Genomic DNA, 13419 nt, shown 5'->3' with positions numbered 1-13419 from the left:
AGACATGCAGAACCGGATGGAACCGTTGCGCTGCGGCGAATGCGCCGCGCAGGTGCTCGTCCAGAAGAACAGCTGGGAGCACACGTCCATCCAGTGGAACACCGATGCGCGCCGTCGTTGCCCTGTCGTGCAGGACGACGACGGGCGCGACGGGCGACCCGGCACGCCCTGGATGTCGTGTTCGCATCTCGACGCCGCGATCGCCAAGGCGGCCGCCTCGGGAGTCATCGAGGTCTTCGACGACACCCCGATCCGAGCCCCCATCGTGCAGTGACCTCTTCAGCTTCCGACTACCTCCTGAAGGACCAGTGATGACCGAAACCCTCGATCTCGACCGCTCGTACTACGGCCCGTGGGCCGTCGTCGCCGGGGGCTCCGAAGGCGTCGGCGCGGCATTCGCCGACGAATTGAGCCGCGCGGGTTTCGATCTCGTGCTCATCGCGCGTAAGCCGGGCCCGTTGGAGGAGACGGCGGACAAGGCACGGAGCAACGGCGTGCAGGTGCGCACCCTCGCGCTGGATCTGCTCGACGACGATGCCGTGGAAGAGATCCGCAAGGCGACCGAGGACATCGAGGTCGGCCTGTTCATCTTCAACGCCGGCGCGAACAGCTACGGCCACGAGTTCGTCACCGGCGACCTCGATGGGTTCCGCGGCGTGATCGAACTCAACGTCCACCGGCAGATCGAGTTGTCGCACCTGTTCGGTGGACCGATGAAAGAGCGCGGGCGCGGTGGCATCATGCTGCTCGGGTCGCTCTCCGGCTACATGGGTGCCGAACACCAGAGCATCTACGCGGCCTCGAAGGCGTTCAGCCGCGTCTTCGCCGAAAGTCTGTGGCTCGAGCTCGCACCGCACGGCGTGCACGTGGTCGAACTGGTACTCGGTGTCACCCGCACCCCGGCGATGGTGCGCGCGGGCCTGAACTTCGACATCCCGGGGATGCTCGTCGCCGAGCCGGAAGACGTTGCGCGTGAAGGTCTCGAACGCCTCCAGGACGGTCCCGTGTGGGTCGCCGGCGGCAACTACGAGGCTGCGGTCAAGCGCAGCGGATTCCCGCGCGACAAGCTCGTCCGAGGCGCGGCTGCCGCGATGCGAGCGCTCCTGAACCGCTGAGCTCTGCCGCTTCCTCTACGACTCGTCCCCGGCTGCGGAACGGCAGCCGGGGACGCTTCATTGTCGGGGGTCAGAAGTCGATGCGCACGTGCTTGCTTTTCGGCTTGGCCTGGCACGCGAGGACGTATCCGTTGGCGATGTCCTCCTCGTCGAGGATCGCGGACGGCGGGGTGTCGACGTCGCCTTCGACGACGGTGCACGCGCACGACCCGCACTCGCCTTCCCGGCACGAGTAGGGCACGTCGAGGCCCTTCGAGAGCATGATGTCCACGAGAGTCGCGCTGCGCGGCCAGACGAGGTCGTGTTCCTCGCCGTCGAGCTGCACCGTCACGGAGGCGGCGTCGGTGTCCGACTCGTCGATCTCGACGGCAGGTACGTCGGCGAACGGATCGCCGGACAGGGAGGTGAAGACCTCGGCGTGGATGCGGTCCTTCGGGACGCCGGCCAGCAGCAGGCCTTCGCGGACGGTATCCATGAACGGCCCGGGTCCGCACATGTACGCGCGGTGATCGGCGAAGGCAGAGACCAGGGTCGCGAGCTGCTGCGTCGTCGGCAGGCCCTGCACGCTCTCGAGCCAGTGCACGACGGTGAGGGCAGTGGCGTGCCGGGCGGCGAGTTCGCGCAGCCTCTCGGCGAAGATGACGGACTTCTCGTCGCGGTTGCCGTAGACGAGCACCACGTTGCGATTGCCGCTGTGGAGAGCCGACTCGAGGATGGACAACACCGGCGTGATACCGCTGCCTCCGGCGAACAGTACGAGTTTCTCGGTGAGATCGACCGGAGTGAACACGCCCGCCGGGGGCAGCACCTCGAGGGTTTGCCCTGCAGTGATGTTGTCGCACAGCCAGTTCGATCCGTACCCGTCGGCGGTGCGCTTGACGGTGACCTTGAGAGGCTCGCCGGTGTGGGGGGAGCTCGCGAGCGAGTAGCACCGTGCCACGGAACCGGTCCGATCGCTCGGGATGCGCAGGGTGAGGAACTGTCCCGGTTTGTAGGCGAAGCCCGCGCGGCGCTCTTCTGGCACGTCGAACACCAGCGAAACGGCGTCGGCGGTTTCCTGGACGACTGCACCGACGGTCAGTACGACGGAGCGTGAACCGACCGGTGTCTCAACGGCTGTCATCGCAGTGGTTCCCTTCGATACGAATACTTCTCGATCGGATCACCGTAGAACGCCGACGGACGCCGACGCCCGTCTCCTCCCGGTAATCGGGACACGGGAGGAGACGGGCGTTCGGATCAGGCGGTGCGCACGCTGCGTGGGATCAGCAAGGTGATCCCGATGGTCACCACGGAGAGCGCGATGAGCATGCCGCCGACCATGTTGATTCCCGCGAGTGGGGTCGCAGTGAACGCGAGCAGCATGGTCGCGATCGACGTTCCGACACCCTGACCCGCGGTACGCAGCACGGCGTTCGTGCCGGTCGTCTCGCTGGTGTTGTGCTCGGGCACGGACTCGACGATCAGGTTCGGAATCGCCGTGTAGGCGAAGGCGGTCGCGACCGACACCACGACGACCATCGCGGTCATGGCCACCACGGAGTGGTGCGCGGTGAGCATGACGACGACGCCGACGATGAACAGGGCGGTACCGAGCAGCATCGACGCGCGTGAACCCACCGCGGCGGAGATCCGGCCGCTCAGCGGAGTGCAGACGAATCCGAACAGGGAGCCGATGAACGAGAGCCAACCCGCGTGCGTCGCGCTCAGGCCCAGGCCGAAGTAGCCGGTGGACGGCGTCTGCATGATGATCGGAATGATCATGGTGACCACGCCCAGCGGTCCCACCGCGATCGCGACGGTGGCCAGCATCGTGAGCGAGAACTTGCGGTCGGCGAACAGGCGCACGTTGATGATGGGGGAGGGTGTGCGCAGTTCCCACCGCACGAGCAGGACCAGAGCGACGGCCCCGCCCAGGATGAGACCGAGGGTCCGCGGGTCCGACCAGCCCCATGACTGGGACTTGTTGACGCCGAGCAGGATCGCGGCGACCGCGCCGGCGAAGGTGACCGCACCGATGTAGTCGATCTTCTCGGAGGTCCCGGTGGGCCGGCGCCACGGGAGGACGAACCAGACGAGCAGCAGGGCGAAGATCGCGTACACGGCGGCGACGACGAAGATCATGTGCCAGCCGGCGTTGTCGATCAGCAGACCGGCGACGAGCAGCGACGCCGAACCGGCGGCGACCGCCGAGCCGGAGATCAGTGCGACGGCAACGGGAACGCGGGAAGCGGGAAGATGCTCGCGCGCCAGCCCGATGCACAGCGGCAGGATCGCACCGGCCACACCTTGGATCGCGCGGCCGATGATGATGCTGGTGAGGCTGTCACCGAGGGCGCTGACCATCGAGCCGAGCGCCGCGACGGCGAGCAGGACCATCAGGATCCGTTCCCGGCCGTACATGTCGCCGAGCCGGCCGCACACGGCGGCCGAGGCGGCCGAGACGAGGAGGAAGGCCGTCACCGCCCATCCGACCGTCGATGCGTTGCTGTCGAATTCGACGATCAACGTCGGGATCGCGGCGAACATCATCGATGTTTCGAACGCACTGATGATCTCGACAGCGATCAGGACCGACACGATCACCCATACCGGCTGCTGCCGGTCGAACCGGCTCCGCCCCTTCGGCGTTGCGGATTCCGGCTGGGAGAGGTCATTGGCGTAGGACGTCAAAGCGCATTCCAGACTCTCGGCGGCCCGATCGCGGGCCGTGCTTCCTGCCCCACGAATGGGAGTGGCTCGGATCACTTGGTATCGCAGGTGAGGGCTGTCACGCTGTTCTATCTCGCTGAGCGAGAACGATTTCGGTGCGTCAGATGAGCACGGCCTCGTGTACTGCGCGGTCGAACTCGGGCAGTTCCGCGCCGTTGCGAAGGGTCGTCGCGAGCGACGGGTCGGCGAGATGGAGCCGACCGATGGCGATCAGATCGAATTCGTCGTCGCCCAGGCGTCGTTCGAGTTCGGGAACGTTGTTGCGCACAGGTGCGCTGCCCTGGAGGCGGCTCTCCCGCAACGTCGTTGCGATTCCGACGCTGCCTACGGCCATCGAATGTGCGCCGGTGACCTTCTTGGCCCAGCCTGCGAGTGTCAGGTCGCTGCCTCCGAAGGCCGGCATGTCGAAGCGGCGGATGCTCGCGTCGAAGACGTCGACGCCGGCTTCCTTCAATGGGGTGAGGACGGCTTTCAGTTCGTCCGGGGTGTGGGCGATCCGGGCTTCGTAGTTCTGTTGCTTGTGCTGCGAGAACCGGTAGAAGATCGGCAGGTCGTCGCCGATGCGCGCGCGGATGGCGGCGACCACCGCGGCGGGGAAACGGGTGCGGCGCTCGAGGTCGCCGCCCCATTCGTCGTCGCGGAGATTCGTTCCCTCCCAGAGGAACGCGTCGAGCAGATAGCCGTGCCCACCGTGCAGTGCGATGCCGTCGAATCCGACTCGGGCAGCGGCGGCCGCCGCGTCGGTATAGGCCGCGACGACCTGCTCGATGTCCTCCACGGTCATGGCCCGCGTGGGCGCTGAGGCCCGGGAGATGTAGTCCTCGCCGTAGGACGTCACGCCGAGCTCGCCCCAGACTCCCGACGGCCGCATGGGGACGAGGTCGGGGTCGACATCTGCGGTCATCGCGCCCCAGAGGGGGCCGACGTGCCAGAGCTGGGGGACGATGCGTCCACCCTCGGCGTGAACCGCGTCGACGACGCGACGCCAGCCGTCGAGGGCTTCTTCGCCGTGCATGTGTGGCACGCGGGGATTGTCGACTGCTGTCGGGTGATCGATCGCGACGCCCTCGGTGAGGATCAGGGCCGTGCCGCCCGCGGCGCGTCGCCGGTAGTACTCCACGACATCCGGGCCGGGCACGCCACCCGGCGAGTGCGAGCGGGTCATCGGCGACATCACGATGCGGTTGCGGAGCTCGAGGGAACGGACCGTCAGGGGACGGAAGAGGGGGGACTCGGTATCCGGCATCGTGGTCTCGACTCTTTCGGCTCGTGCGGGCGACGGGTGCAGGCGGGTTCGGCCCACATCCGAGGTTGTACCCACCGCCCGGTCCGCGGGACAGGGACCTCCTGCTCAGTGAGACGTGCCGGCGGAAGCGCGAGGGGAGGGACGTAGATCGCGGGAGCATCGAGTCCGCTGATCGGGAATTGTGCGACAGGTCACTCGCCTTGTACTCTGGGCATCACTCACAAGAATCAATTTCAATTCTTGCTTTCGTGGGTGATCGGATTCCGGAGAAAGGGTGACGATGTCCGAGGCGCAACGTACGCAGGTCTCCCAGGCACCGAAGCGCGAACTGCCTGCATCGATGGTCGAGCGAATGACCCTCATCCTCGATGCCTTCGACGATCTCTCGTCGCGGCTCACCCTGGAAGAAGTCGCGTGCCGCACCCGGCTTCCGCGCTCGACGGTCCACCGCATCCTCGACCAGATGGTGCGACTCGACTGGATCGACCACGCGTCGTTCGGGTATTGCCTCGGACGTCGTGCGAAGTCCATGGGAGAGGGCGACAGTGGGCACATCCGCGTCCGTGAGGCCGCGGCACCGCTCCTCCACGAACTGCACATGACCACCGGGATGGTCGCGCACCTGTCCGTGCTCGACGGGCCCGACTGCGTCTACCTCGACAAGATCGGCGGCCAGCTCGCCGCGGCACTGCCGTCGCGGGTCGGCGGACGTGTCCCCGCCTACGCCACCGCCGGCGGCAAGGCGCTGCTCGCCGGACTCGAGCCGGAGCAGGTCGATGCCCTCTACCCCGGCCCGCAACTGCCGCGTCGCACCGAGCGGACCATCACCGATCTGTCGACCCTGCACCTCGAACTCAACCGCATCCGCCGTCGCCACGGTCTGGCCTTCGAGACCGGAGAGGCCACCGCCGGTATGTCCTGTGCGGGCGCCGCGATCCGCAGCCCTGCATCGTCGGTCGCCGCGATCTCCCTGTGCGGTCCCACCCGCCCCGGACACCTCGAACGCATCGCGCCGCTGGTCGCCGATGCGGTCCGCACGATCTCGCGCACGCTCTATCCCGAACTCGACACCCCTCGACGCAATCGCGCCGCACGCACGTCCGGAGCGTCGTGGTCGCCGCAGGTCATGGAGCGAATGCTCGCCACGCAGTCGAACGGCTGGATCTGACGGCCGGAGCCGGGCAACATCACGCACCACCCCGCGGCGGGCGGAACATCCCGGTAGTCGGGAACGTTCGAGCCGCGTGAGGTGGATCACTGGAAACCTTCTCGTCATGACGACGGTATCGACTTTCGAGAACACGGCGAGAGAACTCGCGACCGACCGCGGCACCCTCCGCTACCACGAAGCCGGTCAGGGTGAACCACTCCTGCTGCTCCACGGCTCCGGACCGGGCGTCACCGGCTGGCGGAACTACCGCGGTGTGCTCGCCGATCTCGCCGAGCACTACCGGTGCCTCGTCCTGGAGTTCCCCGGCTTCGGCGTGAGCGACCCGTGCGAAGGACACCCGATGGCGATGGCCTCGGTCGCGGTGACCGACTTCCTCGACGGACTCGGCCTCGACCGCGTGTCGATCATCGGGAACTCGATGGGCGGCATCGTCGGGACGCAGTTCGCGATCGCGCAGCCCGAGCGGGTGAAGAAGCTCGTCACCATCGGAGGCGCCGGCCGTTCGGTCTTCGCGCCGTCGCCGGGCGAGGGCATCCGGCTGCTCATGGAGTTCACGGACGACCCCACGCGCGACAAGCTCGTCCGTTGGCTGCGGTCGATGGTCTACGACCCCGCGATCGTCACCGAGGAACTCATCGAGGAGCGGTGGGCACTGGCCACCGAACCGAAGACCCTCGAGATCGCCCGACGCATGTACAGCACCGCGGCCTTCGCTGCGGGCGCGAAGGCCGCTGCCGCCTCCGACGCCACCCCGTACTGGGCGCAGCTCCACAAGATCACCGCGCCGGTGCTGCTGACCTGGGGTCGCGACGACCGTGTCAGCCCCGTCGACATGGCGATGCTTCCCATGCGCGAACTGCGCCGCGGCGAGCTCCACGTCTTCCCCAACTGCGGCCACTGGACGATGATCGAGGCGCGCGAGGCGTGGCTGTCGGCGGTGTTCGCGTTCCTTCGCCGCGACGACGCGTAGGCCCCGTCCGCGCGGACTCGTAACCTGCTCCCGCTCAGCCCCATCGACCGCTCCCGCTCAGCCCCATCGACCGCTCCCGCTCAGTGGAAAAACGACGATACGGGAGCGGTCCACCTGAGACCGTAGGCGTCAACGGAACCGACGCTCACCACGCCGTATCGGGGGCGTCACCCTCACAGAGCTGGAGAGATCATGGGACAGGTGCTCGACTCCGTTTCGGAGTTCGCAGACGAGATCCGCGCGGACGGCGCCGAAGGCGACACGCTGATGCGGCTGACCGACCGCAGCGCGAAGAGGCTCCGCGACGCCGGCGTCATCCGTCTCCTGCAACCGAAGGAATTCGGGGGCCTCGAGGCGCACCCGCGCGAGTTCGCGGAGACCGCCATGGCCATCGGCGCCATGGACGGCGCGACCGGCTGGGTCAGCGGCATCGTCGGTGTCCACCCGTGGGAGATGGCCTTCTTCGACCCGAAGGCCCAGGAGGAGGTGTGGGGCGAGAACCCCGACACCTGGATCGCCTCCCCGTACGCACCGATGGGTGTGGCGACCCCCGTCGACGGCGGATACATCCTCAACGGCCGCTGGTCGTTCTCGTCGGGCACCGACCACTGCGACTGGGTGATGATCGGTGCGGCCGTGGGCGACAAGGACGGCAACCGCCTGAACCCGCCACAGAGCCTGCACGTGTTGCTGCCGCGGTCGGACTACCGGATCGACCACGACAGCTGGAACGTCGTCGGCCTGCGCGGCACGGGTTCGAAGGATCTCATCGTCGAGAACGCCTTCCTCCCCGAATACCGGACCCTGCGCGCCGAGCGCGTCATGGGCGGGGTGGCGTGGCAGGACGCCGGACGCGACGAGACGCTCTACAAGTTCCCCTTCTCGTGCATCTTCCCGCTCGGCATCACCTCGTCGCTCATCGGCATCGCCGAGGGTGCGCTGAACTGCTACATCGAGTCCCAGCGCGAGCGGGTCACGGTGTCCGGCACCGCAATCAAGCAGGACCCATACGTGCTGTCGAACCTCGGTGACGCCGCAGCGGAGATCGCCGCGTCGCGCGCCGCCCTGCTCGAAACCGTCGACCGCTTCTGGGATCTGACCGAGCGGGGCATCGAGGTCACCTTCGAGCAACGCGCGATCGGACGCCGGACCCAGGTCGCCGCGGCATGGCGGGCCGTGCGCGCCGTCGACGAGATCTTCTCGCGGGCCGGCGGCGGCGCGCTGCAGCTGAGCAATCCGCTGCAGCGCTTCTGGCGCGACGCCCACGCCGGTCTGAGCCACGCCATCCACGTCCCCGGTTCGATCTTCCACGCCGCGACGCTCACCCAGCTCGGCGAAGAGCCGCAGGGCATGATGCGGTCGATGATCTGACATCACATCCATTACGGCGAAGGAACATTCGGATATGACGGATATTCGGGGCCTGGGTTATCTCAGGATCCAGACCACAGACATCGCACGATGGCGCGAACTCGTCGTCGACGGACTCGGCATGGCGATCGGTACCGGCCCGGAACCCGACGGCCTGTACCTGCGTGTCGACGAGCGGCGGGCACGCCTGATCGTGCTGCCCGGTGAGGTCGACAAGGCACTCGCCGTGGGCTGGGAGGTACGCGACGAGTTCGCGCTGCGTCGCGTGCGCGAAGCGGTCGAGAAGGCCGGCATCGCCGTCGAGGTCCTCTCCGAGGAGGAGTCGACCTACCGCGACGCCGAGCAGGTCATCGCATTCGACGATCCGGGCGGCACCCGCACCGAGGTGTTCTTCGGTCCGGTGCTCGACCACAGCCCCCTCGTGACGCCGTTCGCCGGTGTCTTCCACACCGGTGAGGAGGGACTCGGCCACGTCGTCCTGCCCACCGCCGCGTTCGCGGAGTCCTACGAGTTCTACACCGAGGTACTCGGATTCCTGCCGCGCGGAGCGACGCGACTCGGTGGCCTGTCGGCACCGCCGCCCGTGCGACGCGTGCGGTTCCTGGGCGTCAACCGCCGCCACCACAGCCTCGCGTTGTGCCCGGCTCCCCCCACCGCCGAACCCGGCCTCGTGCACCTGATGCTCGAGGTCGAGACGCTCGACGCGGTCGGTCAGGCCCTGGACCGGGTGAACAAGTTGGGCTTCTCGATCTCGTCGACCCTGGGCCGGCACACCAACGACAAGATGGTCTCCTTCTACGTGCGTGCCCCCGGCGGATGGGACCTCGAGTTCGGTACCGAAGGCATGCTCGTCGACGAAACCTTCTACACCGCAGAAGAAATCACCGCGGACAGTTACTGGGGTCACGACTGGTCGGGCTCCGAGCCGCTCGCGGCGTTCTCGCCTCCGGTGGGCTGATCGAGTTCGTCCACCCGGATGCCTTCCGACGATGCCACGGCGTACGACGCCGTGGCATCGTCGCGTCGGTGGCCCTGTCCGATCGCCTCGGTACACCCGGGAGGGCGGCTCCCGGTGAGCGGGACCGGAAGGCGGTGCGTCACAGGCTTCGGGGAGAGTGATGTGGATTACAGATCGTGCCGGATCCTCACGCATCTCGACGCGGGCCGTCCCTACGCATGGAACGTACTCGCATGGCACACAAGGTGATCGACCGCCTCGGTGGGGTCGAGGAGGCCACGGTGTTCGGCCGTTCGACCAAAGCGCCTGCTGCCGTTGCTGCTGCGTTCAACTCCGATATCACCTACGCGCTCGACGCGGACGACACACTCTTCGACTCGGCGCACTTCGCGACGATCGTGATCTCCTCGGCCCGCGCCGAGGCCGAACGCGTCGATGCGTCCGGCGACAGCCTGCTCCGTGCCGTCGCTGTCGGCTACGACATGACCGCGCGGCTCAACCTCGCATGCTCGTTCATGGAGGTCGTCGACGGAAAGATGAAGTGGTGGATACTCGACAGTGCCGTGAAGTACTGCCCGGCCTTGCTGCTACACGGGTGCCTCCATCGATGCGTTGCGCGCGCTCGTCCGTGAACACGGCCGGGGGCCGGACGATATCGAACACATCGAGGTTCGGCTCAACCCCGGCGCCTACAGCCAGCGGGTGTTCCACACGCCGGCAACGAGTATCGAACCCGACCATCGTGCCGCGATCCACGGAGCCTTCAACCTCCCGGGCGGATCGGCCAGCTCACCATGTACCAGAACGACAATCAGGCGTTCCTGGTCATCGACGAACAGGCCTACGAGGAAGGAATGGCCACACCGACTTCGAGTCCGCAACTCCGTCACCAGCCGACCTGGGTGTGTGAGACGGTGTCGGAACTAGAGTCCGAAATAGGTCTTCCCGCAGGAACTCTCGGATCGGCGGTGGAGCTCTACAATCGGCACGCCGAATCGGGGACGGATCCGGTCCTCGGAAAGAAGGCGGAGTGGGTGCGGCCCCTCCGATCGCCGATCGCCGCGATCGATCTGCGTGGCATGACCGAAGGTTTCACCCTGGGGGACTGCAGACCTCGGTGGACTCGGAAGTTCTTCACGTGGCGGAGATCCGATTCCCGGTCTGTATGCGGCGGGCCGTTGTACGTCCGGCCTCTCGGCGTGGGGCTACTGCAGCGGCATCTCCCTCGGTGACGGTAGCTTCTTCGGCCGGCGCGCGGGAATGCGTGCGGCGGCGAAGTGAGTGGCACCGGGATGTCCCCTCGGATGCGATGAGCGGAGCATTCCGGATCCGGGTCCGGGAGGGCTCCGCGTGTCGTGCGAGCGTGCCACGGGGCGATGCCGGGTTCGCGACCCCTGCCGTGCGCCGGCTCTGCAATTCGCGCCGGCGGTCGGCGACCGGACCTCGGTGCCGGGTGCGCGGCCTGATCGGGTATTCGAGCACGCGAGGAGCGTTGTCGCCGTAGACGAAAAGGGCGGACCTCCTCACCGTCCTCCGCACGCATTGTGTATGTTCGACGCCGCGAACAGGGGGCATCGATGAACGAACACAGGACTGGGCACGGTTGTCGGGGGCCGGCGGGGGCGGGCTGCCGCCGGGATTCCTCGTCGTCTCCGGTGCGGAAGTGTGCGGTCCAGCCCTCGACGGCGGTGCTCGTCCTGCGGCGATCGACGGTTCGGCCGACCGGTTCGTAGGGAGTCGGTCCTCGGGCGAGGACGACCGGCACGGAATTCGTCTCCGTGCCCGGGACGGGGTATGTGCCCGAACGAGGATCTGGTGTAGAACGTTTCGGAAAGATGTAATTTATGTCCGAAAAGCACGTTCTCTTCATCGTGAAAGGGAGATCCGAGAATTGGAGCCGAGCCGAACAGGTGCGCTGCAGATCGGTCGCTGGCGTCTCAAATACAGACTCGCGGCCGTGCTGTCGATTCCCCTCGTCCTCGCTGTCGCTCTCGGTGCCGTGCGCGTCACGACTCAGCTCGACGAGGCGCAGCGGTCGGCCGCATTGTCCGAGCAGACCGTTGTCGCGCCGGCGCTGCTCGACTTCTCCATCGCTGTGATCAGCATTACCGCCGCCACGAGCCTCGGATTCACGCCCAAGAGCGTGGCCGCGGACGATGTGACGCAGTCCATGAACACTCTGAGGGAACTCGCCGCAGAAAGCGATCTCAGCTCCGATGTCGCCGTAGAACTCGATGCGCTGCTCGCGCAGGGCGACCAGCTCTACGCCGGGGTCATGAACTCCTCCCTCGGAGCCGAGGAGTTCGGTCGCCTGACCACCGACTTCCTGGTGCGGTGCAGGGATATCTTCCGAGATCTGTTCGATCAGTTCGAGAACCACGACGCTCTCGTCGACGCCACGAACCTGCTCCTGATGTGGGACGCGCAGCTCAACCTCCTCGACCAGATGGAGTCCTTCCGGCTGCTGGCCACCAACCCCGAAGCCGCCCGGATCCTGGCGACCGGCGCCATGAACACCGAAGAGTCGACGCTGCGGCTCCTTCGAGGATCGGGGCTCGATACCGGGCAGATCGACGGGATGCTCGGCGGTATCGAAGCGCGCCGTAGGTTGATCGAGAACTTCACGCCGAGCAGGCAATTCGGGGAAGACCTTCGCAACGCCGTACTTTCGGCGTCCCGGTCTTATGCGGAAGGGATCGACAGCGCCAGCGCGCGTATCATCGGGACGCTCGAAGAACTGGCGGACGAGACACGTACCGCGGCCACCCGCGACGCGCTCTTCGTCACGGCAGCACTCGTACTCGCCCTGCTCCTCGCGATAGCAGTCATCCGTTCCCTGTCGGTGCCCCTGGGACGTCTGCGAGACAACACTCTCGCAGCGGCGAACACCGAGCTTCCCGCCGCCATCGCGGCGGTCAAGGACGGGGCCGACATCGACACCGTCCGTCTCGCTCCCGTCGGCACCGATACGGACGAGGAGATCGGCGAACTCTCCCGAGCGGTGGATTCGATGAACACGCAGGCGCTGCGTCTCGCCGGCGAGCAGGCCCACCTGAGGAAACAGGTGAACGTGATGCTCGAGACGCTGGCACGCCGCAACAAGACCCTCGTCGAACAGCAACTCTCGCTGATCGAATCTCTCGAATACGAGGAGAAGGATCCCGCCCGGTTGCAGAGCATGTTCGCTCTCGATCATCTGGCGACGCGCATGCGGCGTACCGGCGAATCCCTGTTGGTTCTCGCGGGCACGCGCCCGCGTACTCGCAGCGGGCCCGCACCGCTCGGCGACGTGCTCCGCGGTGCGGTGTCCCAGGTGGAGAACTACCAGCGGGTGCAGATCGGGAACACCCCGCGCGGATATCTCGTCGGTAAGGTGGTGAACGACGTGGTGCATCTGGTGGCCGAACTCGTCGACAACGCGCTGCGGGCTTCCCCGCCCACCACTCCCGTCAGGTTCGAGTTCTCCTCCGCCGTGGAGGGTGGCCTGCTTCTCGATATCGCCGATCGCGGAATCGGTATTCCCCGAGATATCATGGAGGAGATCAATATCCGTCTCGCGGCGGGTGAGAATGCCGATGTCGACGCCCCGCGTCAACTGGGATTGTTCGTGATCGGGCGTCTGGCGGCCCGCAACGGCATGAGCGTGCGTCTGAGGCCGACCTTCGACACCGAGACGAACGCCGGTGTCACGGCGTCGGTCTACTTCCCGGCCGCTCTCCTCAGCGAGGTGCACACGGTCCAGCCCACCGTGATGACGGAACGCCCCCGCCGGCTCAGGACCGAGGAACTTCCGTCCTTGGTGCCGTCGACGACGCCCGCCGGAGGTATTGCCCACGGAAAGTATCGTGGTTGACGTGTGACCGGAAGTGATGCCAC

At 66.9% G+C, this 13419-nt stretch carries 11 protein-coding genes and 1 pseudogene; 9 read left to right on the top strand and 3 right to left on the bottom strand.

Annotated elements, in window-relative coordinates; translation table 11 throughout:
• The first annotated feature begins 4 nt into the window (after nt 1-4).
• Both A5767_RS02240 and A5767_RS02235 read left to right on the top strand, forming a co-directional pair.
• Nucleotides 5-274 carry a hypothetical protein gene (locus tag A5767_RS02240; protein ID WP_082937574.1) on the top strand — a complete coding sequence of 90 codons (270 nt, stop codon included), beginning with the start codon at nt 5-7 and terminating at the stop codon, nt 272-274.
• Between the two features lie 37 nt (nt 275-311).
• Nucleotides 312-1115, top strand: coding sequence for an SDR family NAD(P)-dependent oxidoreductase (locus A5767_RS02235; RefSeq protein ID WP_064256927.1), 804 nt, complete (start codon nt 312-314; stop codon nt 1113-1115).
• Between the two features lie 70 nt (nt 1116-1185).
• Here A5767_RS02235 and A5767_RS02230 read toward each other — a convergent pair whose 3' ends face one another.
• The 3 genes from A5767_RS02230 to A5767_RS02220 form a co-directional block, all read right to left on the bottom strand.
• Nucleotides 1186-2238 carry a ferredoxin--NADP reductase gene (locus A5767_RS02230; protein WP_064851555.1) on the bottom strand — a complete coding sequence of 351 codons (1053 nt, stop codon included), beginning with the start codon at nt 2236-2238 and terminating at the stop codon, nt 1186-1188.
• Between the two features lie 116 nt (nt 2239-2354).
• On the bottom strand, nt 2355-3701 hold the full coding sequence (locus A5767_RS02225; RefSeq protein ID WP_064851554.1) for an MFS transporter: 1347 nt from the start codon (nt 3699-3701) through the stop codon (nt 2355-2357).
• 226 nt (nt 3702-3927) lie between these two features.
• Nucleotides 3928-5073, bottom strand: coding sequence for an oxidoreductase (locus tag A5767_RS02220; protein ID WP_064851553.1), 1146 nt, complete (start codon nt 5071-5073; stop codon nt 3928-3930).
• Between the two features lie 274 nt (nt 5074-5347).
• Here A5767_RS02220 and A5767_RS02215 point away from each other — a divergent pair, with 274 nt between their 5' ends.
• From A5767_RS02215 to A5767_RS02180, 7 genes and pseudogenes are all read left to right on the top strand, one after another.
• Complete coding sequence (locus A5767_RS02215) at nt 5348-6241, top strand: IclR family transcriptional regulator (protein WP_019290123.1); 894 nt, start codon at nt 5348-5350, stop codon at nt 6239-6241.
• A gap of 106 nt (nt 6242-6347) precedes the next feature.
• Nucleotides 6348-7214, top strand: a complete 867-nt coding sequence (locus tag A5767_RS02210; RefSeq protein ID WP_064851552.1) for an alpha/beta fold hydrolase — start codon at nt 6348-6350, stop codon at nt 7212-7214.
• A gap of 192 nt (nt 7215-7406) precedes the next feature.
• Entirely contained in the window at nt 7407-8585 is a 1179-nt protein-coding gene (locus A5767_RS02205) for an acyl-CoA dehydrogenase family protein (protein ID WP_006551939.1), read from the top strand.
• Nucleotides 8586-8619: 34 nt separating this feature from the next.
• Nucleotides 8620-9543 carry a VOC family protein gene (locus A5767_RS02200; protein WP_006551938.1) on the top strand — a complete coding sequence of 308 codons (924 nt, stop codon included), beginning with the start codon at nt 8620-8622 and terminating at the stop codon, nt 9541-9543.
• A gap of 218 nt (nt 9544-9761) precedes the next feature.
• The gene (locus A5767_RS02190) at nt 9762-10175 is read left to right on the top strand and encodes an MmgE/PrpD family protein (RefSeq protein ID WP_082937573.1); all 414 of its coding nucleotides are present in this window, start codon (nt 9762-9764) and stop codon (nt 10173-10175) included.
• Between the two features lie 138 nt (nt 10176-10313).
• Nucleotides 10314-10824, top strand: a pseudogene (locus A5767_RS23605) (FAD-binding protein); the annotation flags it as partial.
• Between the two features lie 676 nt (nt 10825-11500).
• Nucleotides 11501-13396 (top strand): ATP-binding protein, encoded by a 1896-nt coding sequence (locus A5767_RS02180; protein WP_231913098.1) that lies wholly within the window; start codon nt 11501-11503, stop codon nt 13394-13396.
• Nucleotides 13397-13419 lie beyond the last annotated feature (23 nt).

The sequence above is a fragment of the Rhodococcus sp. 852002-51564_SCH6189132-a genome, assembly GCF_001665495.1.
Classification (GTDB): Bacteria; Actinomycetota; Actinomycetes; order Mycobacteriales; family Mycobacteriaceae; genus Rhodococcus; species Rhodococcus pyridinivorans.
This window is presented reverse-complemented; position numbering and strand designations above follow the sequence as displayed.

What these genes read in the sequence shown, in the direction of transcription:
- A5767_RS02200 (WP_006551938.1), top strand. Translation starts at nt 8,620, where the DNA reads ATGACGGATATTCGGGGCCTGGGTTATCTCAGGATCCAGACCACAGAC.
- A5767_RS02210 (WP_064851552.1), top strand. Translation starts at nt 6,348, where the DNA reads ATGACGACGGTATCGACTTTCGAGAACACGGCGAGAGAACTCGCGACC.
- A5767_RS02230 (WP_064851555.1), bottom strand. Translation starts at nt 2,238, where the DNA reads ATGACAGCCGTTGAGACACCGGTCGGTTCACGCTCCGTCGTACTGACC.
- A5767_RS02240 (WP_082937574.1), top strand. Translation starts at nt 5, where the DNA reads ATGCAGAACCGGATGGAACCGTTGCGCTGCGGCGAATGCGCCGCGCAG.
- A5767_RS02235 (WP_064256927.1), top strand. Translation starts at nt 312, where the DNA reads ATGACCGAAACCCTCGATCTCGACCGCTCGTACTACGGCCCGTGGGCC.
- A5767_RS02205 (WP_006551939.1), top strand. Translation starts at nt 7,407, where the DNA reads ATGGGACAGGTGCTCGACTCCGTTTCGGAGTTCGCAGACGAGATCCGC.
- A5767_RS02190 (WP_082937573.1), top strand. Translation starts at nt 9,762, where the DNA reads ATGGAACGTACTCGCATGGCACACAAGGTGATCGACCGCCTCGGTGGG.
- A5767_RS02220 (WP_064851553.1), bottom strand. Translation starts at nt 5,073, where the DNA reads ATGCCGGATACCGAGTCCCCCCTCTTCCGTCCCCTGACGGTCCGTTCC.